The organism is Diaphorobacter sp. LI3, from assembly GCF_022807955.1.
Lineage (GTDB): Bacteria > Pseudomonadota > Gammaproteobacteria > Burkholderiales > Burkholderiaceae_C > Diaphorobacter > Diaphorobacter nitroreducens.
Genome location: NZ_CP094346.1, coordinates 3,296,814 through 3,323,613 on the forward strand (window position 1 = coordinate 3,296,814; position 26,800 = coordinate 3,323,613).

The window sequence follows — 26,800 nt, forward strand, 5'->3', positions numbered from 1 at the left end:
CGGCTATTCGGCCCAGGTCACCAGGCCGCTCCATGCCGTGACCAGCACCACCAGGCCAAACGCGATGCGATACCAGGCGAACGGCACGAAGCTGTGCGAGCTGATGTAGCGCAGCAGCCAGCGCACGCACAGCCAGGCGCTGATGAACGAAAACACCAGTCCCACGGCAAACAGCGGAATGTCGGCCGCCGACAGCAGTGCGCGCTCCTTGTAGAGGCTGTAGACGCCTGCGCCGATCAGCGTGGGGATGGCGAGAAAGAACGAATAGTCGGTAGCCGCCTTGCGCGACAGCCCCAGCAGCATGCCGCCGATGATGGTGGCACCGCTGCGGCTGGTGCCGGGCACCATGGCCAGGCACTGCACCAGGCCGACCTTCAGCGCGTCCAGCGGCGTCATGTCGTCCACGGCATGGATGCGCACGGCGGCCTGCTGGCGCCGCTCGGCCCAAAGGATGACGAAGCCGCCCAGGATGAAGGTGCTGGCCACCACCACCGGCGTGAACAGATGCGCCTTGATGGCCTTGCCCAGCAACAGGCCCAGCAGCACGGCCGGAAGAAAGCCGATCAGCACGTTCAAGGCGAAACGACGCGCCTGCCGCTCGGTGGGCAGCGCCACCAGCGTCGCGCGGATGCGCTGCCAATAGACCAGAATGACCGCGAAAATGGCGCCGGTCTGGATGGCGATGTCGAAGACCTTGGCCTTGGCATCGTCAAACCCGAGCAGCGACCCGGCCAGGATCAGGTGGCCGGTGGAAGAGATGGGGAGGAATTCGGTCAGCCCTTCGACCACGCCCATGATGGCGGCCTTGAGCAGCAAAAGAGTGTCCACGCAAGCGTCCTGACAGCGGAAAAGCAAAGCGCGGATTATCAGCCCCGTGCGGCGTGACACGGGTGTCACGCCCTGTGTCCTGCCGGGCCATACGCTGAAACGGCTCCGCTCGCGCCCGCCAGGCAACCGCCCGCGCCACGCGGCTGCCGTTCGTCGCAATGCACTGTTTGGTGGGCCCCCTCTCCTTGCACAGTACGGCAACGGGGTGCAGTACCCCGTCTGGAGACGCGCCATGCATCACTCTCTTCATTCCCCGAACCACCCGGATACCCTCGACCGCCTGGCCCGGCGGCGCGCGGGTGCCAAGCTGGGCTGGCTGTTGCACGCGGGCGTCTACCTCACCGTTCAGCTGGCGCTGGCGGGCCTGGCGCTGATGCAGGGGCGGACTTGGACGCCCTACCCCGCCCTCGGTTGGGGTCTGGGCCTGCTGCTGCATGGGGCGGTCGTGTGGCTGGCCCTGCCCGGAGCCCACTGGCGCGAAGCGCTTGTCGCACGCGAGCGGGCGGCGCTGGCACGCGAGCGCAGCGGCCACAACGACTCGGCACCGCAATGACGGGCCGGCCCTGCAGCACAATGGCTCGTACCCCGCCTGTTCCATGAGCGTCAACCACCCCATCGCCTTCCTCTGCCGGCTGCTGACCACGGCGGCGTTCTGCTGCCTGGTGGCGCTGGGCGTCACACTGGCGAGATCCACGCCCTGGGATGCGAACCTGGTGTATTCGCTCACCATCGGCCTAGTGAGCTGGTTCACGGTGGACCTGGGGCGCATGGCGCTCACACGCCAAAGCGCCATTCCGTGGCCGCGGCGGCCATGGGGAGCGGTACTCATCTTTGCGGGCACGGCCATGGGCTTTGTCTCCGGCTCGGTGGTGGGACACCTGTACAACGGCGGCGCACTGGGCGACCTGGCCTGGCTGCGCGGGCACGAGGCCGTGTCCACCCTGGTCGTCACCATCGCTGCCAGCGCATCCATCTCGTTTTTCTTCCACAGCCGTGGCAAGGCGCGCTTTCTGCAGGCGCGCGTGGCCCAGGTACAGCGTGACGCGGCCGAGGCACGCCTGAAGCTGCTGGAAACGCAGCTGGAGCCGCACATGATGTTCAACACCCTGGCCAACCTGCGCGTGCTGGTGGCCACGGATCCGCCGCGCGCCCAGGAGATGCTGGACCACTTCATCGCCTACCTGCGCGCCACCCTGGGCGCATCGCGCGCCGCGCTGCACCCATTGGCCGACGAGTTCGCGCGGCTGCAGGACTACCTGGCCCTCATGGCCGTGCGCATGGGCCCGCGCCTGGACTACACCCTGGAACTGCCCGAGGCTTTGCGCAACGTGCCCGTCCCGCCCCTGCTGCTGCAGCCGCTGGTGGAGAACGCCATCCGCCACGGCCTGGAGCCACAGGTGCAGGGTGGCCACATCCACGTACAGGCCGCGCTGCTGCAGGGAGGCACCCCGGCGGCGCGCGTGCAGCTGGCCGTGCGTGACACCGGCGCGGGCCTGTGCGACACACCACCCACGGGCACCGCGGGCACGACCACCGCGCGCTTTGGCCTGCAGCAGGTGCGCGAGCGCCTCGCCACCCTGTACGGCGACGCTGGCACTCTCGAATTGATAGCTGCTAGCGCACAGGGCACGGCCTGCATCATCACTTTTCCCTTGAAGCACCATGCACTCGACGTTCCCCCGAGCCCTGATTGCCGAGGATGAGCCGCTGCTGGCCGCGGCCCTGCGCCATGAGCTGCAGCAAGCCTGGCCCGCGCTGGAGGTCGCTGCGAGCGTGGGCGACGGTCTGAGCGCCGTGCGTGAGGCGCTGGCGCTGCGCCCCGACGTACTGCTGCTGGACATCCGCATGCCCGGCCAGAGCGGCCTGGAGGCGGCGGCAGAGCTGGCCGATGCCTGGCCCGATACCGCAGCCTTTCCCGCGCTGGTCTTCGTCACCGCCTACGACCAATACGCCGTACAGGCCTTTGAAGCCCAGGCGGTGGACTACCTGCTCAAACCCGTGCAGCCCGCGCGGCTGCGCCAGACGGTGCAGCGGCTGCAGCAACTGCTGGCACAGCGCGGCGCCCCTGGCGCGCTGCCGGCGCTGGAGCAAGCGCTGACCCAGTTGCGCGCTTTGGCGCAGGCCCCAGGGCTGGGCGGATCGGTGCAGCCCCCAGCGGGCGGCGGCGCGCCGCTGCGCATGATCCAGGCCAGCAGCGGCACGCAGATCCACCTCGTGCCTGTGCAGGAGGTCGTGTACTTCGAGGCGGCCGACAAGTACGTGCGTGTGCTCACCGCCGAGCGTGAATACCTGATCCGCACGCCACTCAAGGAACTGGCCGGGCAGCTAGATCCGGCCGACTTCTGGCAGGTGCACCGGGGCACGCTGGTACGTGCCGCCGCCATCGCCAGCGCCATACGCGACGAAGCGGGCCGGATGCATCTGCAGCTGCGGGGCAGGCCTGAGCGGCTGGCGGTGAGCCGGCTGTATGCGCCGCTGTTCAAGGCCATGTAAGCGCGGGCCGGTGCGCACGGCGCCTGCACGCGCGCCGCGTCCGGTGTAGCCTCGGGCCCCATGCCCAACGCCCCCTCCGCCGCGCCGCTTCCACCCGCCCCCATCGCCATGGCGCCGCGCGCCGCCCTGCTGATGCTGGTGGCGCTGACCTCGGGCTTCGCATTGAGCTCGGCCTTTCGCACCGTGGCCGCCATCATGGCCGCGCCGCTGCAGGCGGACTTCGGGCTGTCGCCGCAAGCGCTGGGGGTGTTCGCGGGCACCTTCCATTTCGCCTTTGGCGCCATGCAGCTCTTCATGGGCATCGGCATCGACCTGTATGGCGTGCGCCGCACGATCCTGGCGGCGTTTCCGCTGTGTATCGCGGGGGCGCTGCTGTCGGCGCTGGCGCCGGGCTACGGCGCGCTGCTGCTGGGCCAGGCGCTGATCGGCGTGGGCTGCGCGCCGGCCTTCCTGGTGTGCACGGTGTTCATTGCACGGCATTTCGCGCCGCAACGCTTCGCGGCGATGTCGGGCATGGCGATGGCGCTGGGTACGCTGGGCATGCTGTTCACCGGCACGCCGCTGGCCTGGCTGGTGCAGCAGTGGTCCTGGCGCGCGGGATTCGTGGTGCTGGCGGTGCTGGCGCTGGCGGCATGGCTGTGGATCTGGCGCAGCGTGCATGAGCCTGCGGCCGCACATGCGCAGCAGGAGGCCCCGCGCGAATCCGTGCGCGAGGCGGTGCTGCGCTTCGCCGCGCTGTTCACCGTGCCGCACACCTGGGGCATCGTGGTGCTGGGCGCGGTGACCTATGCGGCGCTCATCTCCCTGCGCGGCCTGTGGCTGGGGCCCATGCTGATCGAGCGCCACGGTTTCTCGCTGGTGCAAAGCGGCAACGTGGCGCTGGCCCTGTCGGTGGTGGCGCTGTGCGGGCCGATGCTGTTCGGCCGCATCGACCCCGGCCCCGCCCGGCGCCGCCGCTGGATCGTGGCCTGCACCCTGGCTATGGCGGTCCTGTTCGCGGCCATGGTGCTGCCGCACTCCGCCCTGCTGGACGTGGCCTGCATGCTGGCCGTGGGGCTGCTGTCGGGCTTCATCGTGCTGCAGTACGCGGACGTGCGCGCGGCCTACCCGGCGGCGCTCACCGGGCGGGCCATGGCGGTGTTCACCATGGCCATGTTCCTGGGTGTGGCGGCCATGCAGTGGCTCACGGGGCTGGTCGCGTCCCTTGCCAAGCGCGGGGGGACGGACCCTTACCTGGCAGTGATGGCCAGCATCGCCGTGCTGCTCGCGTTGGCGGCGCTGGCGTTTCGGCTGCTGCCGCATCCGCCGCAGGGTGGAAGATAGCAGTCAAATCTGCCGTTATCGCTTATAGGATAAGCGCAAATAGCTATCAATTAAATAGCATCACATGCCAACTGCCCCAGCGCACGCTCACAGCGAGCTGGCGCTGGAGCCGTCGCCCCGATAGAGCCAGGGCACGTCCAGCAGCCGCTCTCCCAGCAGCCGCAACGCCGTGTCGCGCCCCCAGCGCACGAGGCCCGTGGCATGGAAGATGCGCCCGTTGCGCCGCGAGCGCTCCTGCACGCGCGCGTTGCGCTGCCAGCGGTTGAGCGCGTAACGGCGCAGGCGCAGCGGCACTTCCAGGTCGTGCATGGCCAGGGCGCGCTGCAGCTCGGCCGCGTCCTCGATGGCCATGCCGGCGCCTTGCGCCAGGTAGGGCCGCATGGGGTGTGCCGCGTCGCCTAGCAAAGCCACCAAGCCCTGCGCCATCTCTTGCGGGCCGGCGACGGGCGGGCGGTCCAGCAGCGGCCACAGGCGCCAGCCGCTGCCCGCCTGCGGCACGGCGCGAATCAAGTCCTGCAGCGGCGTGCAGGTGCGGGCCAGCGCGGCCTCCAGATCGGCCGCGTTGGCGCCATGGTCCCAGGAATCGAGGTCGGCCGGCGGCTGCCCGTGGCGGATGGCCACCACGTTCAGCAATTCGCCACGGCGCAGCGGGTACTGCACCACGTGCAGACGCGGCCCCAGCCAGGCGGTCACCTGCTGGCTGCGCAGCGCCTGGGGCAGCGCATCCTGGCGCACCACGGCGCGGTAGGCCAGGTGGCCGGAGACTCGCGTGGGCGTCTCACCCAGCAAACGCATGCGTGTGCCGCTGCGCAGGCCGTCGGCGCCGATGAGCGCATCACCTTCGATCAGCAGATCTTGCGCACCGCCCTCGCTGTCGCTTCCCGGGCCGGGGCGCGTTACGCGCACGGTGACCACGCCACCGTCTTGCGCATGGTGCACGATGGAATGGCCCAGGTTCAGGTGCACACCGGTGCGCTCGCGCAATGCATCGAGCAGCAGTCCGTGCAGGTCCGCACGGTGGATAGTGGCGTAGGCGGCGCCGTAGCGCTCGATGGCGGTGTTGCCCAGGCGCAGCGCCGCCAACTCAGCGCCGGTGAGCGCACTGCGCACCTGCAGACGCTCGGGGAAGGCGGCCACGGCCTGCAGCGCCCCCTGCAGGCCCCAGGCCTGCAGCCGGCGCACCACGTTCGGGCCGATCTGCACGCCGGCACCCACCTCGGTGAGCTCCGCGGCACGCTCGAAGAGGCGCACTTCCCACCCGGCTCGCGAGCTACCCAGGGCCGCAGCCAATCCTCCGATGCCACCGCCTGCGATCAAGACTTGTTTCTGCATGGACCGATTGTCCGCCCACCGGCAGCCACCCTGCTATCAGCGGTGCATCAGGCATGGCGCAATCCCACGGCGCGCAGACCAGATCGCACCGCCTGGGGCCGCAGCATCGCGTCCTAAGAGATGGAATCACGCACTCAGCAACTGTCGCAGTACATACGGCAGGATGCCGCCCGCACGGTAATAGTCCACCTCGATGGGGGTATCGATGCGCAGGGTGACGGCCACTTCCTGGCAGGAACCATCCGCACGGCGGATGACCAGGCGCGCCTCGCTTTGCGGTGTGAGCGCGGGGTCTGGAATCACGTCGATCACCTCGTCGCCTTGCAGGCCGAGGCTCTGCCACGAGTCGTTGTCGCGCAGCTGCAGCGGCAGCACCCCCATGCCCACGAGGTTGGAGCGGTGGATGCGCTCGAAGCTGCGCGCCACCACCGCCTTGATGCCCAGCAACTGGGTGCCCTTGGCCGCCCAGTCCCGGCTGGAGCCGGTGCCGTATTCCTCCCCCGCGAAGATCACCGTGGGCGTCTTGTTGGCGATGTAGTGCATCGCGGCGTCGAAGATGAACATCTTCTGGCCCTGCATCGGTCCCTCGCCCTGAAAGAGGGTGACGCCCCCCTCCTCGCGCGAGCCGTCGGCCAGCGGCGGGATCATGAGGTTCTTGATGCGCACGTTGGCAAAGGTGCCACGCATCATCACGTCGTGGTTGCCGCGGCGCGCGCCGTAGCTGTTGAAGTCGGGCTTGGCCACCCCGTGCTGCAGCAGCCACTGGCCGGCGGGAGAGGTTTCCTTGATGGAGCCTGCGGGAGAGATGTGGTCCGTGGTGATGGAGTCGCCGAACAGCGCCATGATGCGGGCACCCATCACGGACTCCGAGGATTTTTGGCCTGCAGCGCCCTGTTTACCAGCGCCACCAGCTACTGAATCGAGAGCAAAATCCGCAAAGAATGGCGGCTCCGCGATGTAGGTGCTGCCGGGCCACACATAGACGTCTCCGTCCACCCCGCGGATCTTGTTCCACAGGGCTCCGGGGTCGGTCTTGACCTTGGCGTAGTTCTCCTTGAAGGCCTTGCCGTTCATGGCGTACTTCATGAGCGCATGGATCTCGTCGCTGGTGGGCCAGATGTCGCCAAGGTACACGTCGCGCCCGCCCTTGCCCTTGCCGACCGGTTCGGTCATGAGGTCCTTGAGCACCGTGCCCGCGATCGCATAGGCCACCACCAGCGGCGGGCTGGCCAGGAAGTTGGCTTTGAGGTTGGGGTGGATGCGCGCCTCGAAATTGCGGTTGCCCGACAACACCGCGGCACACACCAGGTCATTGCTGGTGATGACCTCGTTGAGCTCGGGCGCCAAATCGCCCGCATTGCCGATGCAGGTCGTGCAGCCATAGCCCGCCAGGGCAAAGCCCAGCTTTTCCAGATAGGGCAGCAGCCCGGTCTGCGTGAGGTATTCGGTCACGATGCGCGAGCCCGGCGCCAGCGAGGTCTTGATATGCGGCGCGACCCGCACCCCTGCCTCCACCGCTTTCTTGGCCAGCAGGCCCGCAGCCAGCAGTACGCTGGGGTTGGAGGTGTTGGTACAGCTGGTGATCGCCGCGATCAGCACGTCGCCGTTGCCGATGGTCGGGTCCGCCCCCTTGGCGGGCAAATGGATCGCCGCGTCTTCGTGCTGCACCTCCAGGCGCGGCTTGTTCTGCTCCATCTCGACCAGGAAGCGCGGCGCCCCTTCGGGTGCGGGTTTTTCGCTGGGGGCCCCCTCGGTCACGGGCGCCATGCGCCGGTGGATATGGTGGCGCGTGTGCAGCAGCTCAGCGGGCTGGTTGAAACCCGACTCGGCCACCGGCTTGCTGAACAACTCGGCAAACTGGCGGCACACGTTGCCCAGTTCGATGCGGTCCTGCGGGCGCTTGGGGCCGGCCAGGCTGGGGGTGACATCCCCCAGATCCAGACGCACCACCTGCGAGTAGTCGATCTCCCCCGCGCGCGGCACACCGAACAGGCCTTGTGCGCGAAAGTACGCTTCAAACGCATCGATCTCCGCCTTGGTGCGCCCCGTGCCGCGGAAGTAGTCGATGGTCTTCTCGTCCACCGGGAAGAAACCCATGGTGGCCCCATATTCCGGTGCCATGTTGCCGATGGTGGCGCGGTCGGGCAGCGCCAGGGTCCGCGTGCCTTCTCCAAAGAACTCCACGAACTTGCCCACCACCTTCTCGCGGCGCAGGATCTCGGTCACGGTGAGCACCAGGTCGGTGGCGGTGACACCCTCGCGCAGTTGGCCCGAGAGTTCGAAGCCCACCACGTCGGGCGTGAGGAAGTACACCGGCTGGCCCAGCATGGCGGCCTCGGCCTCGATGCCGCCCACGCCCCAGCCCACGACGCCAATGCCGTTGATCATGGTGGTGTGGCTGTCGGTGCCCACCAGCGTGTCGGGGTAGTACACGCCGTCGTTGCCCTTGTGCACGCCGCGTGCGAGGTATTCCAGGTTCACCTGGTGCACGATGCCAAAGCCCGGAGGCACCACACCAAAAGTGCTGAAGGCCTGCATGCCCCACTTCATGAACTCATAGCGCTCGCGGTTGCGCTGGAATTCCAGCTTCATGTTCAGGTCGAGGGCCTTCTTCGTGCCGTAGTAGTCCACCATGATGGAGTGGTCCACTACCAGGTCCACAGGCACCAGCGGTTCGATCTTGCGGGGGTTGTGGCCCAGGCGCTGGGCCACGCTGCGCATCGCGGCCAAATCGGCCAGCAGCGGCACGCCCGTGAAATCCTGCAGCACGACGCGCGACACCACGAACGGAATCTCGTCCTTGCGCGGCGCATTGGGCGCCCAGCGAGCCAACTGCTCCACATGCTCTGCAGTGATGCGGCGGCCATCGCAATTGCGCAGTACGGATTCCAGCACGATGCGCAGGGACACCGGCAGCCGGTTCACCCCCGGAAACTGGCGCGCCAGCGCAGGCAGCGAATAGAACTTGCCGCTCTTTCCCGCTGCCGTGGCAAACGTAGCGAGCGTGGAAGCAAAAGCGTGACCGGGGTTGCGGGAGGCTGCCATACAAGAACTCCTGTGGGTAACGACAGAGCCCATTTTGGCAGCGCCGCACTGCAGAGCCAACGCATCGCGAAATACCTTTACCCCACGCTGGGGGCAATCGGATTTAAATGAATACGCGTTCTGCGGTCGCCGCGCGGCCAGAAAGCACCGTTCCACCGCTCCTGCACCGTATCCGTTAATCGGAGCGTGGGCCACTTTACCGAGTGTCTGACATCAGCGGGGCCTTTGACGCGCCCACCATATTGCCGCGCACCGCGCCACGAATACTGCACCCCTCATAAGCGACAAAACCCGCCAAGGCCACGCCCCAGCGGGTTCTTCAAATCACACGCAAAACAGCGGTTAGGTCGGCCCGGAGAATTGCGCCGAGCCGCGCCGCCACGTGGTGTTCAAATAGCGAACTTCTCGCGGTCTTCGTTTTGAATCCATTTCGGCGCCTTGCCGCGGCCCGTCCAGGTCTGGCCCGTGGCGGGGTCGCGGTATTTGGGCGCGACCTTGGTTCCACTGGTTGCAGAAACGCGGCCCGTGCGGCCTGCAGGGAACACGTCCTGCTGCGTCAGGCCATATTCCGCCACCAGTTCACGCACCTGCGAGATAGCAGCCGTCAATTCACGGCGTCGCGCCTCGGTGATTTGCTGCTCAAGGGCTTCACGCTGTTTCAACAGTTCTTTGTAGCTGACGGTCATGGAGGTATGGAGCGTTAAGGATTAATGGGCACGCGGATTATAAAGTCCTAAACCCAATCCCGTTACAAGTTCATGGCAATTGGCCGGGCGGTCTCAAATCTGAAGTGCAACACCCTCACCAAGGGTAATGTACGCAAATGGGAACGAGATACGAGCACTTGCAGCCAGAAGACAGAGTGACGCTGGCATCGCTGCGCCAGCAGGGCTGGAGCATCAGGGCCATAGCCCGCCTTCAAGGCCGCAGCCCCAGCACCATCAGCCGTGAGTTGCGGCGCAACGCCTGCCACGGCGGTTACGCCAGCGCGCCTGCGCAGCGTCTGTGCCAGCTGCGGCGCATTCAGGCCAAGCCATACCCCAAGCTGCACAGCTGCGGGGCGTTGTGGACTCTTGTGACCACCATGCTGTGCTGGCTGTGGTCGCCCCAGCAGATTGCACGCACACTCCAGCGCATGTATCCCCAGGACCCAACCATGCATGCCTCGCACGAGAGCATCTACACCGCCATCTATGCATACCCACGCGGTGAGTTGCGCCGCCAGCTCATCGCACTGCTGCGCCAAGGCAAGAGTACACGCCGCCCGCGTTCAGCAGGCTCTGATCGGCGTGGTCAGATTCCAGACATGGTCTCTATCCATGTTCGCCCACCCGAGGTCAATGATCGCGTGATCCCGGGGCATTGGGAGGGGGATCTGATCAAGGGTGCTGGCAACCAATCGGCGGTGGGTGTGCTGGTAGAGCGCTCAACGCGCTTGGTGCTGCTGTGCAAGATGCCTGACGCATCCGCAGACAGTGCGCTGGCCGCGTTCACCAACAAGCTGCGCCAGATCGCACAGCCGATGCGCCAGACGCTCACCTACGACCAGGGCAAGGAGATGGCCCGGCACAAGGAACTCGCCCAAGCCCTTGGCATGCGGGTGTACTTTTGTGATCCGCACAGCCCTTGGCAAAAAGGCAGTTGTGAGAACACGAATGGGCTGCTGCGCCAGTTCATGCCCAAGGGCACAGACCTGAGCATGCATGACCAGGATGCGCTGGACTCCATGGCCGATCTGATGAACAACCGTCCTCGTCAGACTCTCGGCTGGGATTCTCCCTACCAGGCTTTTCAGCGATTCATGGCGGCTATCGCCGAGAAAAGCTCCGCTACCATTCATTGAATATCAACCAGCGGTGTTGCACTTCAGATTTGAGACCGCCCCGCATAAAAAAGCAACGAACAACCCCAGCCCAGATCACTACCTCTCATGGACACCCTCAAGGAACCTTTTCTCGCGCAGGTGCACCAATGCATCCGTATCATTGCTTGCACCAAAATGGTGATTTGATTCAACTAGTTACTAACGCTTCTGGTTTGCGCAGCACTTTGCCAGCGTCGCATAGCCCTTCAAATAACCACCGATTCCACCCAGTTGGCGAGCACAATCGCCGCTTCTCCTGACTCTGTTCTAAGAATATGGCTCTATATTGTGTGGGCGACATCCAGGGTTGCGACAACGCCTTTGAACGCCTGCTCGCCACCATTGGATTCTCTCCCAGCCGGGACACGTTGTACGTGCTGGGTGATCTGGTGAACCGCGGCCCGGACTCCGCCGCGGTGCTGCGCCGCTGCATCACCCTCGGAGACAGCGTGCGGCCCCTACTCGGCAACCATGATTTGCACCTGCTCGCTGCCGCCTACGGCACGCGCCGACCGTCGCGGCGCGACACGCTGCAGGGCATCCTGCTGGCGCCGGATCGGGACGAGATGCTCGAATGGCTGAGGCACCAGCCGCTGGCGCGGCGTGTACACCATGGTGGCGGCGACCTGCTGATGGTGCATGCCGGCGTGTTGCCACAATGGACGGCAGATGAGACGCTGGCATATGCCGGCGAAGTCGAAGCCGTCCTGCAAAGCCGGGAGTTCGCCGGTTTTCTGCAGCAGATGTACGGGAATTCTCCCGACCTGTGGAGCCCGGAGCTTCAGGGAACGGACCGCCTGCGCGTGATCGTGAATGCGCTCACGCGCATGCGCTTTTGCTCACCCGAGGGCCGTATGGATTTCGAGAGCACCGAAAGCGCCTCCGAGGCGCCTCCAGGACTGGTGCCGTGGTTTGACGCACCCGGACGTCGCACGCAGAACACACTGATCGCCTTTGGCCACTGGTCCACGTTGGGCTGGCTGGATCGGGCGGACGTCCTCGGGCTGGACACCGGTTGCGTGTGGGGCGGCTGCCTGAGCGCAGTGCGTTTCGGCACGACACTGGCCGACCGCGAGCGCTGCCACGTGGAATGCCCGCAGGCGCAAATGCCCGGTGCCTAGGCACGCTATCAACAATATAGCTTGGGGCGCTTGCTGTCCCGTCAGTTGAGCCGCAAATCGCCAAAAGCCTTCTTCGCGGCGCCACCGGCCCGCGAAGAAAGATTTTCATCCTGCGCGCGCCGGCACTGGCCGCAGCGCGGCGAGCATGCCAGGGGAGCTCCAGCGCGTGCCATCCGCGCTCGCCACGAGGGCTTCGACATGTGCGTGGTCCGCATGCCATGCAGGTGCGGCCGCAGCCCCTTGCACCATCAGCGCCGTGCCCCAGCCGTTGACGTCTTCAACACGCTCGGCCAGGAGCGCCACGCCAGGCACACCTTCCGTGGGCCAACCCGTGCGGGGGTTGAGCACATGGTGCAGGCGGCGTCCTGCACGCAGGAAGCCCCGCTCGTAGTCGCCGGACGATGCCACCACGCCGCGCCCTTGCAGTTCCAGTACGCCCAGCAGCTGCGCCGGAGCAGAGGGATTGCGCACGCCCACACGCCAGGGACGGTCGTGCTGCCGGCCCATGACCAGGACATCGCCACCGCCGTTGACCAGCGCATCCGTGACGCCAGCGCGCTCCAGCACTTGCAAGCCCGCCTGCAAAATAGGTAGCTTCGCCACGCCGCCCAGATCCAACCCCATGCCCGGCCGCGCAAGGTAGGCCGTTCCTGCGCGCTCGTCCAGCACGAGGTGGCGCGCGTTCACCAAACGCAGCGCCTGAGCGATCTCCTCAGGTGCCGGCGCGGCTTCGTGGCCTGGCTCAAAATGCCAGCCCCGCAGTGCACCGACGGTGGGATCAAAGGCGCCAGCACTTTCTTGGTGCAGGCGACGCGCCGTGCGCAGCACCTGCATCACTTCCGGGGCCACGTGCACGGCATGCCGGCCGGCGGCCGCGCCGAGCCGCGCCACGTCGCTGCCCTCCCGGTAACGGCTCATGAGCGCCTCCAGGCGCTCCATTTCCGCGAATGCGTGCAGCATCGCCTGCTGCACAGCGCCGGCATCGCGGCCATTGCCAACGGCAGCCGCGATGTCCATGCGTGTGCCCATGAGGGTACGGCTCGCGCGCACCAGGGGCTGCGCGCCCTCCACCATGCCAGCCAAAGCCTGGCGCGGGTGGAGGTACGCCAGCGCGCCCAGCAACGGCAGCGCAAGGGCGAAGCGCCGCCGCGTCCACCGGTTGCCTACCGCCGGCATGCACCGATCTGAATTCATCGCGAGCCCCTCCGGTCCTTACATCGACTGGTCAGCCATGAAATCCACGGCGGCCTTCACTTCGTCGTCGCTCAGCGAAGCCGCGCCGCCGCGCGCGGGCATCATGCCCTTGCTGCCGGTGAAGCCTTCGATGGCGTGCTTGTAGAGCGTGTCCTTGCCCTGGGCAATACGCGGCGCCCAATCGGCCTTATCGCCAGGCTTGGGAGCCCCTGCAACGCCGGCCGCATGGCACATCGCGCAGGTTTTGCCGTACACGCTCTTACCGACGGTGTTCTCCGCCGTCGCGGGGGCGGCGGCAGGTGCTTGAGCGGCTGGCGCGGGAGCAGGGGTAGGCGCGGGAGCCGGTGCTTGCGCAGCGGGTGCAGGTGCAGGCGCGGGCGCCGGAGCGTCGTTTTTGCCACAGGCGGCGAGCAGCAGGGTTGCGGCGGCCAGCGCCATCGTGAGAGATGTCTTTTTCATGAAAGCCTTTCTTGTTGACGTCCAAAACCAAAAGGGCATCTTAGCCTGCGCCCCATGCAACGAGCCTGCCCTTCAATGGGTCGTCAGTTTTGTAGTTTCCAGAATCATTCATTTGATGTAAATCAACATCGAAAGAAACATTCAAAGTGAACATTTAGGCACTGTCACCACAGAGGTGGCTTCCACCACGCGCCGTTAGAGCCCATACTTCCGCCATGGATAAACTCCGCTCCCTGAACCTCCTACGCTGGTGGGCAGTGGCGTGGTTCGTCCTTGGTTTTGGGGCGGCACTGGCCTCCCCCCTCATTCAGCCGCGCACCATGGAACTCGTCTGTTCCAGTGCCAGCGGCGCCACCTTGGTGGTTCACCATGCCGGTAGCAATGCCGTGCTCGACACCCTGGGCATGGACTGCTCGCTGTGCCTGCCCAGCATGGAACCGCCGCAACCCGCCGTACTGACCGTGCCGGGCTGGCCCATCACCCATTCCGTACCCCTGCCACCGCCTCGTGTGGTGGCCGTTGCCCCCACGGCCGCGCCACCACCTGCGCGCGCGCCCCCATTTTCCGCTTGCACTACCTGAAAGAGGACATCATGAGCGACAAGAGAGAGAGCCTGAACCCTGAAACCGTCGGCATGGGACGCCGCCGGTTCATCAATACCGCTGCTTTGGCGGGACTGACCGTGGGCGTTGCCGCGTGCAACGACAAGCCCGCGGCCGCCCCTGCAGCATCCGGCACCCCCGCGCCGGCACCCGCCCCCGCTGCTGCCGCCCACGCCGGCGCCAATGTGCACCTCAAGCCCGGTGAGCTCGATACCTACTACGGTCTTTGGAGCGGCGGCCACAACGGCGACGTTCGCGTGCTGGGCCTGCCCTCCGGTCGTGAACTTCTGCGCATTCCCTGCTTCGTGCCTGACGCCCTCGTGGGCTGGGGCATCACCAATGAATCCAAGGCCGTGATGGGCACCAAGCCCGACGGCAGCCTGCGTTACACCGTGGCGGACACCCACCACTTGCACGGCTCGTACAAGGACGGCAACTACGACGGCCGTTACGCCTGGGTCAACGACAAGATCAACAGCCGCATCGCCCGCATCCGCCTGGACTACTTCATCTGCGACAAGATCACCGAGCTGCCCAACGTGCAGGGCTTCCACGGCATCTTCCCCGACAAGCGCGATCCGGTCGATCCCAACATCAACTACACCACGCGCGTGTTCTGCGGCGCTGAATTCGGCATTCCCCTGCCCAACGACGGCAAGGATGTGAACGCCACCGAGAAGTACCGCTCGATGTTCACCTGCGTGGATGCCGAGACCATGGAAGTGCGCTGGCAGGTCCTGATCGACGGCAACTGCGACCTGACGGCCACGTCGTTCGACGGCAAGCTGGCAGCGACCAACCAGTACAACACCGAGAACGGTGTGCACTACGAAGACATGATGTCGGCCGAGCGCGACGCCTGCCTGTTCTTCAACATTGCCCGCATCGAAGAAGCCGTGAAGGCCGGCAAGTTCAAGACCTACGGCACGTCCAAGGTGCCCGTGGTGGACGGCACCCGCGAAGCCAACAAGGATGCCAAGACCGCTCTCACCGCCTATGTGAGCGTTCCCAAGAACCCGCACGGCGTGAACGCCAGCCCCGACCAGAAGTACTTCATCTGCGCCGGCAAGCTGTCGCCCACGGCCACCGTGATCGAACTGGCCAAGGTGCTGGACTGGTTCGACGGCAAGAGCGAGAAGCTCGACGACGCCATCGTCGCCGAGGTGGAAATCGGCCTGGGCCCGCTGCACACCGCCTTCGACGGCCGCGGCAACGCCTACACCACGCTGTTCCTGGACAGCCAGATCGTCAAGTGGAACATCGACAAGGCCATCGCCTTCCACAAGGGTGACAAGAACGCCACCTACGTCGTGGACCGCCTGGACGTGCACTACCAGCCTGGGCACATCAATGCCACGCACTCGGAAACCGTGGCCGCTGACGGCAAGTTCCTCGCCGTGGGTTGCAAGTTCTCCAAGGACCGTTTCCTGCCGGTGGGCCCCTTCCACCCCGAGAACGAGCAGTTGATCGACATCTCGGGCGACAAGATGGTGCTGCTGGCCGACCACCCAGTGCGCGGCGAGCCCCACGACTTCATCATCTTCAAGCGTGACATCGTGAAGCCCAAGCAGGTCTACGACCTGGACGAGTTCCCGCTGGCCGTCAAGGACGCCAAGGAATCCGGCGTCTTCCGCAACGGCAAGAAGGTCACGGTGAAGCTCACGTCGCAGGCCCCTGCCTTCAGCCTGCGTGAATTCACCGTCAAGAAGGGCGATGAAGTCACGCTGATCCTCACGAACCTCGACAAGATCGAAGATTTGACGCACGGCTTCGCGGTGCCCAAGTACAACATCCAGTTCGTGATCAACCCGTTGGAGACGAAGTCGGTGACCTTCATCGCCGACAAGCCCGGTGTGTTCTGGGCTTACTGCTCCACGTTCTGCCATGCGCTGCACCTGGAAATGCGCACGCGCATGATCGTCGAAGCCTGATGACGCGCAACCCTCCTGGGCCTGGCCTGGGAGGGTTGCAAATCAAATTGGCTTCTTTCGCAGAAGCAGCAAGCGGCGCCTGCTATTAGTTGGATAGTGCAATGTTTTCCCTAGGTTCACGGTTAGCCGCTTTCTGTCTTGCTCTGGTCCTCGCCGCCCCGCTATGGGTGCCGCGGGCGCACGCAGGAGCCTACGAGGCGGAACTGCCTGCGAACCTGGCCACCACGCCCGACATGTGCGCGCTGCTGCCGTGCACTGAAGTATTTCCGGGTGCTACGCATTTTTCGCCGCGCAAGGGCCAGCCGCCCTATGTCGAGGCGTATGACAACGACTCGGCCCAGAAGAAGCTTCTGGGCTACGTCATGCTGTCGACCGACATCACCGACACGCCCGCCTACTCGGGCAAGCCGGTGGTCACGCTCATCGGTATGGACACGCAGGGCCGCTTCGTCGGCATGAAGGTGCTCAAGCACTCCGAGCCCATCCTTCTGCTGGGCATCCCCGAGTCGGCACTCATCAATTTCAACAACCAGTACATCGGCAAGTCGGTCACCGACACCATCGAAGTCGGCCCTTCCCGCCCCGATGAGAACGTCATCGGCGTCGACGCCATCTCCGGAGCCACCGTCACCGTGGTGGCTCAGAACCAGGTGGTCATGGCCTCGGGCTCGGCCGTGGCACGCCAGACCGGCATCATTGCTCCCACGGTGCGCGAGCAGCCCCGCTTTGTCACCACCGGACAAACCTACGATTGGGCCCAACTCGTCAAGATGGGCGCGGTGCAGCAATTGCTGGTCAAGCCCGAACAGGTGGGCCTGCCGCGCGGCCCCGAGCCCTTCATCGAAATGTGGTTCGGCGACCTGAACCAGCCCGACGTAGGCCGCAGCCTGCTGGGCAAGAACAGTTTCGAAAGCCTGCGTTCGCGCCTCAAGGAAGGCGAGAGCGCCATGTTCGTCATCAAGACCGGCGGGCAGGAGTCCTTCAAGGGATCAGGTTTCGTACGCGGCGGCATTTTTGACCGTGTGCAGGTCAAGCAAGGTGCCGACTCCTTCACCTTCCGCGACCTGGACTCCCTCAACCTGTACGGCCTGGAGGCCGCCGGCGCACCCCGCTACACCGAGTCGTCCATCTTCATCATCCGCTCGCAGGCCTTTTCTGCGGCCTATCCGTGGAAATTCGCCTTCCTGGGCAACCGGGTCGATCGGGCCACAGGCCATCGCAGCTTTGCCGTCTTCGAGTCCAAGTACTGGTTGCCGGCAGATCTGCTCGAAGGCGGCCGCCCCAAGGTGCAAGAACCCGATGCCCCCTGGGTACGCATCTGGAAATCGCAGGCCCTGCCCATCAGCCTGTTCGCCCTGCTGCTGATCGCAGTCACTGTGGTGTACGCCTTCCGCGAAAGGCTCACCCGCCTGTCCACGCACAAGAACAAGTGGCCGGTCAATGGCTTCAAGTACACCTTCTGGGCCATCAGCATCTTCTGGATCGGCTTTGGCTACATGGCCCAGCCGTCCATCACCCAGGTGCTGACCTGGTTCCACTCCGTCCTGTTCCAGTGGACCTGGTCGCTGTTCCTGTCCGATCCGTTCATCTTCCTGTTCTGGATCTTCATCATCGTGACCGTCTTCCTGTTCGGGCGCGGGCTGTTCTGCGGCTGGATGTGTCCGTTCGGCTCGCTGCAGGAGGCGATCTTCAAGATCGCCAAGGCCCTCGGGCTGAAGCGCTTCCAGACACAGCTGCCGCAAAAGTGGCATGACCGGCTCAAGTGGATCAAGTACGCCGTCTTCTTCGTCCTGCTGGCGGTGTCGATGTTCTCCATGGGTCTGGCCGAGAAGCTGGCCGAGGTCGAGCCCTTCAAGACCACGTTCCTGGTCGGCGTGATGAACCGGGCATGGCCCTATGGCCTGTTCGTCGCCGCCATCCTCGGCGTGTCGATCTTCATCGAGCGCCCCTACTGCAAGTACATCTGCCCGCTGGGCGCCTCGCTGGCCATGCCCAGCACCTTCCGCTGGTTCGGGTTGAAGCGCAAGCAGGACTGCAACAGCTGCAAGGCCTGCGCAGTGGGTTGCGGAGCCCAGGCCATCGACGCCGACGGGCGCATCGATCACCGCGAATGCCTGCATTGCCTGGATTGCATGATCCTGTACACCGACACCAAGGGCTGCCCGCCTCTGGCTAAGGAGCGCAAGCGCCGCGAGAAGGACGGCTTGGAGATGACGCCCATCGGCAAGAACGGCTACTTCATCCCCATCTACCCCGCCACCGTGCAGGACCAGATATCGGCCAAGGCGGCCCAGGGCCCCGATCCGCGCATGCCCACCGAACCCACGCTGCCCGCGCACAAGCGCAACGTAGGCTTCACGAGCTGGCTGCTGCTGGAACTGCGCGACCATCTCTGGCCCTGGAGCGCCGAAGGCTGGCGCAGCCAGCGCGCGCTGCAGATCGCCGGGCTGTCGCTGGCGGTGGCAGCCACCATCGCCTGGATCATGGCGGCGATGGGCCACCTCTCGTCGGGCGCCATCATCGGCTGGTGGTTCGGCTGGAGCGTGTACGAGGTGCTGATTCGCCTGTCGGGCCGCCGGTACGTCAAGGACGGCCCATGGTGGCGCGACAATTACCGCGTTGCAGGTGTAATGGACATGATGAGCTACGTAGGATTCAAGAACCTGATGATCGGTGCTGCGCTGTTCCTGGTGCTGCAGGCGCTGGGACTGTTCACCCCATGAAGGGCGGTGTCACCCACTTAATGCTGGCCTTGGCGATGACCCTCGCCGGGGCCTGCCAGGCGGCCACCCTCCATGTGCGAGCGGGCGACGATCTGACCGCCGTCGTGCGCAAAGCCAAGGCAGGCGATGTGCTGGAGATTGCACGGGGCACGTACCGCGCCAATCTGGTGATCGACAAGCCCCTCACGTTGCGCGGCGTGGACCGCCCCACCATCAGCGGCGGCAACCAGGGCGACACCATCCGCGTCACCGCACCGGACGTGGTGATCGAGGGCCTGATCGTGCGCGACTCGGGTGACGACCTCAAGGATCAGAACGCCGGCATCTACCTCTACCCTGGCGCCCACCGTGCCGTCGTACGCCGCTGCGACCTCACCTACAACCTGTTCGGCCTGTGGATCGAGAAGGCCAATGACGTGCTCATCGAGCACAACGTCATCACCGGCAAGCGTGAATACTCCTCGCCGCAGCGTGGCAACGGCGTGCAGCTGTACAACACCAAAGGCGCAAAGATCCTGAACAACAACATCAGCTTCGTGCGCGACGCGCTCTACGTGGACGTCTCGCACCACGCGCTGTTCAAGGGCAATCAGCTGCATCACAGCCGCTACGGCACGCACTACATGAACTCCTACTACAACCTGTGGGAGGACAACGACACCTACTACAACCGTGGCGGCTTGGCCCTGATGGAAGTGCGCGAGCAAACCGTGCGCAACAACCGCGCCTGGGGCAACTCCGACCACGGCATCATGCTGCGCACGCTGCAGGATTCGGTGATCGAAGGCAACGTCGTGGCCGGCAACAGCCGGGGCTTCTTCATCTACGACGTGGAGTACATCAAGCTCAACAACAACCTGGTGGTGGACAACACCGTCGGCGTGCACCTGGCCGCGGGCTCGAAGAACAACGAAGTCGAAGGCAACGACTTCATCTCCAACCGCGAGCAGGTACGCTACGTGGGTGCGCGCGACGAGCGCTGGGGCGCCAAGAGCGGCAACCACTGGAGCAACTACCTGGGCTGGGACCGCGATGGCGACGGTGTCGGCGATGTGCCCTACGAGGCCAACGACATGGTGGACCGCCTGACCTGGCGCCACCCTAGCGTCAAGCTGCTGCTGGCCAGCCCGGCCGTGCAGGCCCTGCGCCTGGTGGGCCGGCAGTTCCCTGTGCTGCGCGTGCCATCGGTCGTGGACCCGAAGCCGCGCATGCAGCCCAGCAATCAACAATGGAGTGAATGGCGTGGCAAGCATTTCCCCGGCCAGTGACAACGTGGCCATCTCGCTGCGCGGCGTCAGCAAGCACTACGGCGCGCTGCACGCCGTGGACGGCGTGGACCTGGACATCCCCAAGGGCGAGATCTTCGGCCTGATCGGGCACAACGGCGCAGGCAAGAGCACGCTGTTCAAGATGATGCTGGGGCTGGTGAAGCCCACGCAGGGCACGCTTTTGATCGCGGGCGCCCAGGTGGGTGGGCGGGGATTCCGCGCCGCCCGCCGCCAACTGGGCTACCTGCCCGAGAACGTGGTGCTCTACGACAACCTGGACGGGTTGGAGACGCTGCGCTTTTTCGCGCGGCTGAAATCCGCCCCGCTGGCGCAGTGCGCGGACATTCTGGAGCGCGTGGGCCTGGCACACGCCGGCAAGCGCCCGGTGCGCGAGTATTCCAAGGGCATGCGCCAGCGCCTGGGCTTCGCGCAGGCATTGCTGGGCAGCCCGCGCGTGTTGTTCCTGGACGAACCCACCAACGGCCTGGACCCGCAGGCGATCCGCGACTTCTACGCCACGCTGCGGGGCCTGCAGGCCGAGGGCGTGACCATGGTCATCACCTCGCACATCCTCGCCGAACTGCAAGAACGCGTGGACCGGCTCGCCATTCTCTCGGCCGGCCGCATCCAGGCGCTGGGCAGCGTGCAGCAGCTGCGCGAGCAAACCCGCATGCCGCTGTCGTTCGAACTGGACATCGCACCCGCCGACCGGCCCGCCGCCGCACAGGCGCTGGAACAAGCGACGGGCATCGTCCCCGAGCACACGCCCGAAGGCTTGCGCCTGCACTGCCCGCGCGAGCAGAAGATGGCCGTGCTGGCCGCCCTCGCGCCACTGGGTGCGCGCGTGCGCGACCTCAAGCTGCTGGAGCCCTCGCTCGAAGACGTGTTCTTCGGCTTCGCCGACTGACACCCTGCCCACGACGCCCCATGGAACTGACCCAGATCTTCACCATCGCCGCCAAGGAATTCCGCGATCGCATGCGCAATCGCTGGGTGCTTGCGGTGGCCCTCGTCTTCACCGTGTTCTCACTCGTCATCGCCTACTTCGGCGGCGCGCAGCAGGGCACGGTGGGCTTTCGCTCCATCGAGTTCACCATCGCCAGCCTCGTCAGCCTGGTCATCTACCTCATCCCGCTGATTGCGCTGTTGCTGGGGTTCGATGCCATCGTGGGCGAGCGCGAGCGCGGCTCACTCGATCTGCTGCTGGCCCTGCCCATCACCCGGCTGGAATTGCTGCTGGGCAAATACCTGGGCTTGGCGGCTGCGCTGGCGCTCTCCACCCTGGCGGGCTTCGGGCTGGTGGCGGTGCTGCTGTGGCGTCACATGAGCGCCAATGCCCTGTTCCACTACGGCGGCTTCATGATCAGCTCGGTATTGCTGGGCCTCGCATTCCTGAGCCTGGCAGTGATGCTGTCAGTGCTGGCTCGCGACCGCACGCGCGCCTCGGGCCTGGCCATCGCTACCTGGTTCTTCTTCGTGCTGGTGTTCGATTTGCTGCTGCTGGGCCTGCTGGTGGCCACGGGCGGGCAGTTCGCGGGCGATGCGTTCGCCTGGCTGCTGCTGCTGAACCCGGCCGACGTGTTCCGTATCCTCAACGTGTTCTCGCTCGAAGACGTGCGCACGCTCTACGGGCTCGCCAGCGTCGTTCCCTCGTCGCTGGGTAGCCCCGCAATCATGGGTGGCGTGATGCTGGCGTGGATCGCCCTGCCGCTCGCCATCGCCAACTGGAGATTCAAGCCATGACCTGTTCCTGCATCACCCGTCGCCGTGCACTGTGCATGGCCGCCTTCACGGCGCTGGCCACCAGCAGCCTGCTGGCTGGCTGCGGCGACAAGGCAGCCGAACAGCAGTCCCTTGCGCCCGTGGAGATCGACCGTTCCACAAGTTGCGAGCTCGACGGCATGCTGCTTGCAGACTACCCCGGCCCCAAGGCGCAGATCCACTACGCGGGCCAGGAAAAGCCCTCCTTCTTCTGCGACACCATCGAACTGTTCAACACCCTGCTCGCCGGCGAACAAGTGCGTGCAGTGCGCGCCGTGTACGTGCAGGACATGGGCGAGGCCGACTGGAACGAACCCAAAGGCCACTGGATCGACGCCAAGACCGCCGTCTACGTGCTGGGCAGCAAGCGGCATGGCTCCATGGGCCCCACCATCGCCAGCTTCGCGCAGGAGGCCGATGCAGCCAAGTTCGCCGGTGAACATGGCGGCAAGGTGCTGCGCTTTGCGGACATCAAGCTCGACATGGTGGACCTGAGCGGCGGTGCGCTGCACGACACCCGCATGTAACAGCCCTTGCACCATGTCTGCATCCACCCTGAGTCCTCCGCCGCACCAGCCACGCCGCAGGCGCATGCTGGTTGCGGGCACGCTGGCGTTTGCAGCCGCGGCGGGCGGGCTCTGGGGCGTGCCGAGCCTGCGCAGCGCGCTGCGGCCCCAGCCGGCTCCCGCCCTGGAGCCGGACGTGTGCATCGTCGCACCCCCGACGCCGTACGACCCCGCGTCAGGCCTGCCTCCCACGGCAGCGCGCCCCATTCCGGTGGATGCGCGCTGTCCCGTATGCGGCATGTTCCCCGCCCGTTCGCCCGACTGGGCGGCGCAGGTCATCTTTCGCAATGGCGACGCACAGTTTTTCGACTCGCCCCTGTCGCTGTTCATGTACCTGCAGGACGTGGCCCGCTACAGCCCCGGCCGCAGTGCACGGGACATCATGGCGCACTACGTCACCGACACCACGCGGCCTGCGGCCGCGGGCGGCGCCCGCTGGACGGACGCGCTGTCTGCCTATTACGTGCACGGCTCGTCGGCGCGGGGGCCGATGCGCGCCGGCAATCTGCCCGCGTTCTCGACACGGGAGGCCGCGCAGGCCTTTGCCGTACAGCGCGGCGGCACAGTGCTCGCCTTTGGCGCCGTGGATGCACCCCTGATCGCGCAGTTGGCGGGCCCTGGCGGGCACAATCACCCCTAGCACTCGCTATTAAAAACATAGCTATCAGCGCTTATTCCGCAAGCGCTAGGGGCACTTTTTATTGAAAAGGCCGCTGAACGGCGGCCTGTGTTTTCAGTGGGTTGATGGCTCGGCCGTAGAGGCCTGCGGTGCCTTGAACAAGGCGGGTAATTTGCGCTTGGGCTTGATGTTGGCGGAGATGCCGCCACGCGCGGGCGACGCCTTGGGGGCCACCTCCCAGCTCGCCGACGCACCGGCCGATGTGCTGGCCTCGTAGGGCTTGTCGAAGAACGGATCGCGAGACGCCGCAGGCGCGGAGCGGTACGCGCTGCGCTCGCGGCTGCGGGGGGCGGCTGGAGCGCCCTCGCCCGAATCGTCGCCGCCCCAGGCGCGGCGGCCGTCGTTGTAGCGGCCCCGCGGACGATCTTCCTGCAATTCCAGCGGTTCCAGCTCGATCTTCTTCTTGATGAGCTTCTCGATATCCGCCACCAGGCGGGTATCGCTGCTGGCCGCCAGCGTGACGGCCAGACCCGATGCGCCGGCGCGGCCCGTACGGCCGATGCGGTGCACGTAGTCCTCTGCATTGAAGGGCACGTCGTAGTTAAACACCGCGGGCACGTCTTTGATATCCAAGCCCCGCGCCGCCACGTCGGTGCAGACCAGCAGGTCCACCTCGCCGCTCTTGAAGGCTTCCAGTGCCTTCAGTCGCTCGTCCTGGCTCTTGTCGCCATGCAGCGCTGCGGTCTTGAGGCCGTCGCGCTCCAGGCTGCGGGCCAGGCGCGCGCAGCCCAGCTTGCTGTTCACGAAGATGAAGGCCTGCTTGAGGCCGCGCTCGTTCAGCACATGGCGAATGGCGCGGCGCTTGTCGTCGCCGTCTACCGCGAAGAAGCGCTGCTCCACGGTGGAGGCGGTCTCGTTGGGGCGCGCGACCTCGATGGTGATCGGGTCCTGCAGATAGCTGCCGGCCAGGCGCTTGATCTCAGGCGAGAAGGTGGCGGAGAACAGCAGCGTGGTGCGCTGCTTGGGCAGGTAGGAGAGGATGCGCTGCAGGTCGGGCAGGAAGCCAATGTCCAGCATGCGGTCGGCCTCGTCCAGCACCACGTACTCGACCTGATTGAGCACTGCGTTCTTGGCCTCGATATGGTCCAGCAGACGGCCGGGCGTGGCCACCAGCACCTCGACGCCCTTTTTCAGCTCGATGGTCTGCGGCTTCATGTCCATGCCGCCAAACACCACCGTGCTGCGCAGCTTGGTGTACTTGGCGTACAGCGCGATCTGCTGCGCCACCTGGTCCGCCAGCTCGCGCGTGGGCAGCAGCACGAGCGCGCGCACAGGGTGGCGCGCGGGAGAGGCTGAACTGTTCTCGTGCTTGAGCAGGCGCTGCAGCAACGGCAGCGAAAAAGCCGCCGTCTTGCCGGTGCCGGTTTGCGCCGCACCCATCACGTCCTTGCCGGTCAGCACGACAGGGATCGCCTGCGCCTGGATCGGCGTCATGTTCTCGTAGCCCATCTCGGCTACGGCGCGCTTGAGCGGCTCGGCCAGCGCAAGAGTGGAATAGGGTTGTGTCATGAAGCCGCTATTGTCGCATTGCAGCAGCGGCGAAGGCCAACAAGGCCGTCAACGGCCTGTACCGGGGCGTCTCCTGCTTGGCGCGAAAACGACGGCTTAGCGTGCGTTCACGGTTTCAAAGCGACTGTGCGTTGAAAGTGTTGCAGCCTTGCACACTGCCGGTCTTGAACCCCTGCGTGAACCACCGCACGCGCTGCGCGCTGGAGCCGTGGGTAAAGGCATCGGGCCGCACGGTGCCGGTCTGCTGGCGCTGCAGCGCGTCGTCACCGATCTGCTCGGCGGCGTTCACCGCGGATTCGATGTCGCCCTGCTCCAGCCAGTTCTTGGCCTGTTGCGAATGGTGGGCCCAAATGCCGGCGTAACAGTCGGCCTGCAGCTCCAGCCGAACCGACAGCGCGTTCTGCTCGCGCTGGCTCACGCGCCCGCGCATGCCGTCTACCTTGCCGGTGGTGCCCAGCAGGGTCTGTACATGGTGGCCGACCTCGTGCGCGATCACGTAGGCGCGGGCAAATTCGCCCGGCGCACCCAGCTGGCGGCTCATGGTGTCGAAGAAATCCATGTCCAGGTACACCTTCTGGTCCCCGGGGCAGTAAAACGGCCCCATCGCGCTCTGCCCCGTGCCACAGGCCGTAGGCGTGGCGCCGCGGTAGAGCACCAGCTTGGGCTGGCGGTACTGCGCCCCCCCCTGCTGGAACACCTGCGCCCACACATCCTCCGTGGACGCCAGGACGGTGGAGACGAAGGCGGCCTCACGGTCGCCCTGCGGCGGACGCTGGGCCGGCCCCTGTTGGACCTGCGGCGCGCCCCCGCCCGACAGCACGCCAATGGTGGTCAGCGGGTTGATACCAAACACACCCCAGCCGATGAGCGCCACAACGATGGTGCCAATGCCGATCGAGCGTCCGCCGATGAAGCCACCCCCGCCGCCGCTGCGCCGGTCTTCCACGTTGTCCGATTCGCGATTGCCTTCCCATCTCATGGGTATCTCCTGCGTGCACGACGCACCAGCCGCCGATGTTACGCCCCGCGGCGCCACCCTCGGGATTTCGCGCCGCGCACTACTGCGCTGCCAGCAACATGTCCTGCGACGGGCGCGGCTGCAGCGTGTGGTTGACGTACTTCGCCATCCGTTCGTGGGCTTGGTGCGTGTGGCGTTCCACCACCGCCTGCAGCACCCACAACTGCGCAAGGATGACGATGGCGGCACCCAGCCACATCCAGAGGCTGGGCATCGACGCAGACTTCACGGGCGGATCCCATGGCCGGGGCGCAGCGGGGGAGGCGGGATCATGGATGGGGCGGGACATGCAGTACTCCTGAAACACTGCAGCCATCCTAGGCAGCGCCACGCAGCCGTACCACCGGCGCAGGGCCAGCCTGCGTGTAGGACGGCGGCAAGCGCCGGCGCAGGCGCCGGCGCGCACCCCACGGTCCAGGCCGCGGTCCTTCTGGCAGGTCCTTCAGGCCTTGGGCAGCGTCACCCCGTGCTGGCCCTGGTATTTGCCGTTGCGGTCCTTGTAGCTCACGGCACATTCCTCGTCACCCTGGAAGAAAAGCACCTGCGCGCAGCCCTCGCCCGCGTAGATCTTGGCGGGCAGCGGCGTGGTGTTGGAGAACTCCAGCGTCACGTAGCCTTCCCACTCGGGCTCGAACGGCGTGACGTTGACGATGATGCCGCAGCGCGCATAGGTGCTCTTGCCCAGGCAGACGGTGAGCACGTCGCGCGGGATGCGGAAGTACTCCACGGTGCGCGCGAGCGCGAAGCTGTTGGGCGGGATGATGCAGTAGTCGCCCTCGAAGTCCACGAAGCTCTTTTCGTCGAAGTTCTTCGGGTCCACCACGGTGCTGTGGATGTTGGTAAAGACCTTGAATTCGCGCGCGCAGCGGATGTCGTAGCCGTAGCTGCTGGTGCCGTAGCTGATGATCTTGCGCCCGTCCTGCTGCCGGATCTGGCCGGGCTCGAACGGCTCGATCATGCCGTGCTGCTCGGCCATGCGGCGGATCCATTTGTCGCTCTTGATGCTCATGGGGTACTCCTGGCGCGTATTCTAGGCGAATGAAAGCTACTTAAATGATAGCTGCTGACGCTTGACCCATAAGCG

The 26,800-nt window shown here is 65.8% G+C and carries 24 protein-coding genes; 14 read left to right on the forward strand and 10 right to left on the reverse strand.

Annotation, left to right across the window (positions count from 1 at the left end):
• Positions 1 to 3 precede the first annotated feature (3 nt).
• Positions 4 to 828: an undecaprenyl-diphosphate phosphatase gene (locus MRB47_RS15405; protein ID WP_015912772.1), complete on the reverse strand. Its 825-nt coding sequence runs from the start codon at positions 826 to 828 to the stop codon at positions 4 to 6.
• A gap of 232 nt (positions 829 to 1,060) precedes the next feature.
• Here MRB47_RS15405 and MRB47_RS15410 point away from each other — a divergent pair, with 232 nt between their 5' ends.
• Genes MRB47_RS15410 through MRB47_RS15425 form a run of 4 tightly spaced genes read left to right on the forward strand, consistent with a single transcriptional unit; the run spans position 1,061 to position 4,644 of the window.
• The gene (locus tag MRB47_RS15410) at positions 1,061 to 1,381 is read left to right on the forward strand and encodes a 2TM domain-containing protein (RefSeq protein ID WP_015912771.1); all 321 of its coding nucleotides are present in this window, start codon (positions 1,061 to 1,063) and stop codon (positions 1,379 to 1,381) included.
• Positions 1,382 to 1,424: 43 nt separating this feature from the next.
• A complete protein-coding gene (locus tag MRB47_RS15415) occupies positions 1,425 to 2,531 on the forward strand; it encodes a sensor histidine kinase (protein WP_252101133.1) in 1,107 nt (368 codons plus the stop codon).
• Positions 2,491 to 3,321: a LytR/AlgR family response regulator transcription factor gene (locus MRB47_RS15420; protein ID WP_252101134.1), complete on the forward strand. Its 831-nt coding sequence runs from the start codon at positions 2,491 to 2,493 to the stop codon at positions 3,319 to 3,321. The genes MRB47_RS15415 and MRB47_RS15420 overlap by 41 nt, the downstream gene beginning before the upstream one ends.
• A gap of 60 nt (positions 3,322 to 3,381) precedes the next feature.
• Positions 3,382 to 4,644 (forward strand): MFS transporter, encoded by a 1,263-nt coding sequence (locus MRB47_RS15425; RefSeq protein WP_252101135.1) that lies wholly within the window; start codon positions 3,382 to 3,384, stop codon positions 4,642 to 4,644.
• 87 nt (positions 4,645 to 4,731) lie between these two features.
• Here MRB47_RS15425 and MRB47_RS15430 read toward each other — a convergent pair whose 3' ends face one another.
• From MRB47_RS15430 to MRB47_RS15440, 3 genes are all read right to left on the reverse strand, one after another.
• Positions 4,732 to 5,976: an FAD-dependent monooxygenase gene (locus MRB47_RS15430; RefSeq protein WP_252101136.1), complete on the reverse strand. Its 1,245-nt coding sequence runs from the start codon at positions 5,974 to 5,976 to the stop codon at positions 4,732 to 4,734.
• 126 nt (positions 5,977 to 6,102) lie between these two features.
• Complete coding sequence (locus MRB47_RS15435; RefSeq protein WP_252101137.1) at positions 6,103 to 9,021, reverse strand: aconitate hydratase; 2,919 nt, start codon at positions 9,019 to 9,021, stop codon at positions 6,103 to 6,105.
• A gap of 389 nt (positions 9,022 to 9,410) precedes the next feature.
• Positions 9,411 to 9,707, reverse strand: coding sequence for an H-NS histone family protein (locus MRB47_RS15440; RefSeq protein WP_011804577.1), 297 nt, complete (start codon positions 9,705 to 9,707; stop codon positions 9,411 to 9,413).
• 137 nt (positions 9,708 to 9,844) lie between these two features.
• Here MRB47_RS15440 and MRB47_RS15445 point away from each other — a divergent pair, with 137 nt between their 5' ends.
• Positions 9,845 to 10,864 (forward strand): IS30 family transposase, encoded by a 1,020-nt coding sequence (locus MRB47_RS15445; protein WP_252100635.1) that lies wholly within the window; start codon positions 9,845 to 9,847, stop codon positions 10,862 to 10,864.
• Between the two features lie 296 nt (positions 10,865 to 11,160).
• Positions 11,161 to 12,006, forward strand: a complete 846-nt coding sequence (locus MRB47_RS15450) for a symmetrical bis(5'-nucleosyl)-tetraphosphatase (protein ID WP_252101138.1) — start codon at positions 11,161 to 11,163, stop codon at positions 12,004 to 12,006.
• Between the two features lie 105 nt (positions 12,007 to 12,111).
• Here MRB47_RS15450 and MRB47_RS15455 read toward each other — a convergent pair whose 3' ends face one another.
• Positions 12,112 to 13,200, reverse strand: a complete 1,089-nt coding sequence (locus MRB47_RS15455; RefSeq protein WP_252101139.1) for an FAD:protein FMN transferase — start codon at positions 13,198 to 13,200, stop codon at positions 12,112 to 12,114.
• 18 nt (positions 13,201 to 13,218) lie between these two features.
• The gene (locus tag MRB47_RS15460; RefSeq protein WP_041835930.1) at positions 13,219 to 13,659 is read right to left on the reverse strand and encodes a c-type cytochrome; all 441 of its coding nucleotides are present in this window, start codon (positions 13,657 to 13,659) and stop codon (positions 13,219 to 13,221) included.
• Positions 13,660 to 13,979: 320 nt separating this feature from the next.
• Between MRB47_RS15460 and MRB47_RS15465 the strand changes: the two genes are divergently transcribed.
• The 8 genes from MRB47_RS15465 (at position 13,980) to MRB47_RS15500 (ending at position 23,150) form a co-directional block, all read left to right on the forward strand.
• Positions 13,980 to 14,240 carry a hypothetical protein gene (locus tag MRB47_RS15465; RefSeq protein ID WP_234305558.1) on the forward strand — a complete coding sequence of 87 codons (261 nt, stop codon included), beginning with the start codon at positions 13,980 to 13,982 and terminating at the stop codon, positions 14,238 to 14,240.
• An 11-nt stretch (positions 14,241 to 14,251) separates the two neighbouring features.
• Complete coding sequence (gene nosZ, locus MRB47_RS15470; RefSeq protein ID WP_011804572.1) at positions 14,252 to 16,192, forward strand: TAT-dependent nitrous-oxide reductase; 1,941 nt, start codon at positions 14,252 to 14,254, stop codon at positions 16,190 to 16,192.
• A 101-nt stretch (positions 16,193 to 16,293) separates the two neighbouring features.
• A complete protein-coding gene (locus MRB47_RS15475) occupies positions 16,294 to 18,915 on the forward strand; it encodes a NosR/NirI family protein (RefSeq protein ID WP_252101140.1) in 2,622 nt (873 codons plus the stop codon).
• Positions 18,916 to 18,935: 20 nt separating this feature from the next.
• Positions 18,936 to 20,183: a nitrous oxide reductase family maturation protein NosD gene (locus MRB47_RS15480; RefSeq protein ID WP_411275755.1), complete on the forward strand. Its 1,248-nt coding sequence runs from the start codon at positions 18,936 to 18,938 to the stop codon at positions 20,181 to 20,183.
• Positions 20,158 to 21,090, forward strand: a complete 933-nt coding sequence (locus MRB47_RS15485; RefSeq protein ID WP_011804569.1) for an ATP-binding cassette domain-containing protein — start codon at positions 20,158 to 20,160, stop codon at positions 21,088 to 21,090. Before MRB47_RS15480 ends, MRB47_RS15485 begins: the two co-directional genes overlap by 26 nt.
• A 20-nt stretch (positions 21,091 to 21,110) precedes the next feature.
• Complete coding sequence (locus tag MRB47_RS15490; RefSeq protein ID WP_011804568.1) at positions 21,111 to 21,926, forward strand: ABC transporter permease; 816 nt, start codon at positions 21,111 to 21,113, stop codon at positions 21,924 to 21,926.
• Positions 21,923 to 22,471, forward strand: coding sequence for a nitrous oxide reductase accessory protein NosL (locus MRB47_RS15495; RefSeq protein WP_252101142.1), 549 nt, complete (start codon positions 21,923 to 21,925; stop codon positions 22,469 to 22,471). Before MRB47_RS15490 ends, MRB47_RS15495 begins: the two co-directional genes overlap by 4 nt.
• A gap of 64 nt (positions 22,472 to 22,535) precedes the next feature.
• A complete protein-coding gene (locus MRB47_RS15500; protein WP_252102642.1) occupies positions 22,536 to 23,150 on the forward strand; it encodes a nitrous oxide reductase accessory protein NosL in 615 nt (204 codons plus the stop codon).
• Positions 23,151 to 23,243: 93 nt separating this feature from the next.
• On the opposite strand, the gene MRB47_RS15505 is transcribed toward MRB47_RS15500, so the two are convergent.
• From MRB47_RS15505 to dcd, 4 genes are all read right to left on the reverse strand, one after another.
• Complete coding sequence (locus tag MRB47_RS15505) at positions 23,244 to 24,698, reverse strand: DEAD/DEAH box helicase (protein ID WP_088887388.1); 1,455 nt, start codon at positions 24,696 to 24,698, stop codon at positions 23,244 to 23,246.
• A 115-nt stretch (positions 24,699 to 24,813) separates the two neighbouring features.
• The gene (locus MRB47_RS15510) at positions 24,814 to 25,677 is read right to left on the reverse strand and encodes a neutral zinc metallopeptidase (protein ID WP_011804564.1); all 864 of its coding nucleotides are present in this window, start codon (positions 25,675 to 25,677) and stop codon (positions 24,814 to 24,816) included.
• 79 nt (positions 25,678 to 25,756) lie between these two features.
• Positions 25,757 to 26,005 carry a hypothetical protein gene (locus MRB47_RS15515; RefSeq protein WP_015912758.1) on the reverse strand — a complete coding sequence of 83 codons (249 nt, stop codon included), beginning with the start codon at positions 26,003 to 26,005 and terminating at the stop codon, positions 25,757 to 25,759.
• A gap of 153 nt (positions 26,006 to 26,158) precedes the next feature.
• Positions 26,159 to 26,725 (reverse strand): dCTP deaminase, encoded by a 567-nt coding sequence (gene dcd / locus MRB47_RS15520; protein WP_011804563.1) that lies wholly within the window; start codon positions 26,723 to 26,725, stop codon positions 26,159 to 26,161.
• Between the last annotated feature and the right edge of the window lie 75 nt (positions 26,726 to 26,800).

Excerpts from the sequence above, each read along its gene's own strand:
- MRB47_RS15425 (WP_252101135.1), top strand. The coding sequence starts at position 3,382 with ATGCCCAACGCCCCCTCCGCCGCGCCGCTTCCACCCGCCCCCATCGCC.
- MRB47_RS15455 (WP_252101139.1), bottom strand. The coding sequence starts at position 13,200 with ATGAATTCAGATCGGTGCATGCCGGCGGTAGGCAACCGGTGGACGCGG.
- MRB47_RS15440 (WP_011804577.1), bottom strand. The coding sequence starts at position 9,707 with ATGACCGTCAGCTACAAAGAACTGTTGAAACAGCGTGAAGCCCTTGAG.
- dcd (WP_011804563.1), bottom strand. The coding sequence starts at position 26,725 with ATGAGCATCAAGAGCGACAAATGGATCCGCCGCATGGCCGAGCAGCAC.
- MRB47_RS15490 (WP_011804568.1), top strand. The coding sequence starts at position 21,111 with ATGGAACTGACCCAGATCTTCACCATCGCCGCCAAGGAATTCCGCGAT.
- MRB47_RS15445 (WP_252100635.1), top strand. The coding sequence starts at position 9,845 with ATGGGAACGAGATACGAGCACTTGCAGCCAGAAGACAGAGTGACGCTG.
- MRB47_RS15420 (WP_252101134.1), top strand. The coding sequence starts at position 2,491 with ATGCACTCGACGTTCCCCCGAGCCCTGATTGCCGAGGATGAGCCGCTG.
- MRB47_RS15415 (WP_252101133.1), top strand. The coding sequence starts at position 1,425 with ATGAGCGTCAACCACCCCATCGCCTTCCTCTGCCGGCTGCTGACCACG.
- MRB47_RS15480 (WP_411275755.1), top strand. The coding sequence starts at position 18,936 with ATGCTGGCCTTGGCGATGACCCTCGCCGGGGCCTGCCAGGCGGCCACC.
- MRB47_RS15465 (WP_234305558.1), top strand. The coding sequence starts at position 13,980 with ATGGAACTCGTCTGTTCCAGTGCCAGCGGCGCCACCTTGGTGGTTCAC.
- nosZ (WP_011804572.1), top strand. The coding sequence starts at position 14,252 with ATGAGCGACAAGAGAGAGAGCCTGAACCCTGAAACCGTCGGCATGGGA.
- MRB47_RS15505 (WP_088887388.1), bottom strand. The coding sequence starts at position 24,698 with ATGACACAACCCTATTCCACTCTTGCGCTGGCCGAGCCGCTCAAGCGC.
- MRB47_RS15430 (WP_252101136.1), bottom strand. The coding sequence starts at position 5,976 with ATGCAGAAACAAGTCTTGATCGCAGGCGGTGGCATCGGAGGATTGGCT.
- MRB47_RS15515 (WP_015912758.1), bottom strand. The coding sequence starts at position 26,005 with ATGTCCCGCCCCATCCATGATCCCGCCTCCCCCGCTGCGCCCCGGCCA.
- MRB47_RS15500 (WP_252102642.1), top strand. The coding sequence starts at position 22,536 with ATGCTGGTTGCGGGCACGCTGGCGTTTGCAGCCGCGGCGGGCGGGCTC.
- MRB47_RS15475 (WP_252101140.1), top strand. The coding sequence starts at position 16,294 with ATGTTTTCCCTAGGTTCACGGTTAGCCGCTTTCTGTCTTGCTCTGGTC.
- MRB47_RS15460 (WP_041835930.1), bottom strand. The coding sequence starts at position 13,659 with ATGAAAAAGACATCTCTCACGATGGCGCTGGCCGCCGCAACCCTGCTG.
- MRB47_RS15495 (WP_252101142.1), top strand. The coding sequence starts at position 21,923 with ATGACCTGTTCCTGCATCACCCGTCGCCGTGCACTGTGCATGGCCGCC.
- MRB47_RS15435 (WP_252101137.1), bottom strand. The coding sequence starts at position 9,021 with ATGGCAGCCTCCCGCAACCCCGGTCACGCTTTTGCTTCCACGCTCGCT.
- MRB47_RS15450 (WP_252101138.1), top strand. The coding sequence starts at position 11,161 with ATGGCTCTATATTGTGTGGGCGACATCCAGGGTTGCGACAACGCCTTT.
- MRB47_RS15510 (WP_011804564.1), bottom strand. The coding sequence starts at position 25,677 with ATGAGATGGGAAGGCAATCGCGAATCGGACAACGTGGAAGACCGGCGC.
- MRB47_RS15410 (WP_015912771.1), top strand. The coding sequence starts at position 1,061 with ATGCATCACTCTCTTCATTCCCCGAACCACCCGGATACCCTCGACCGC.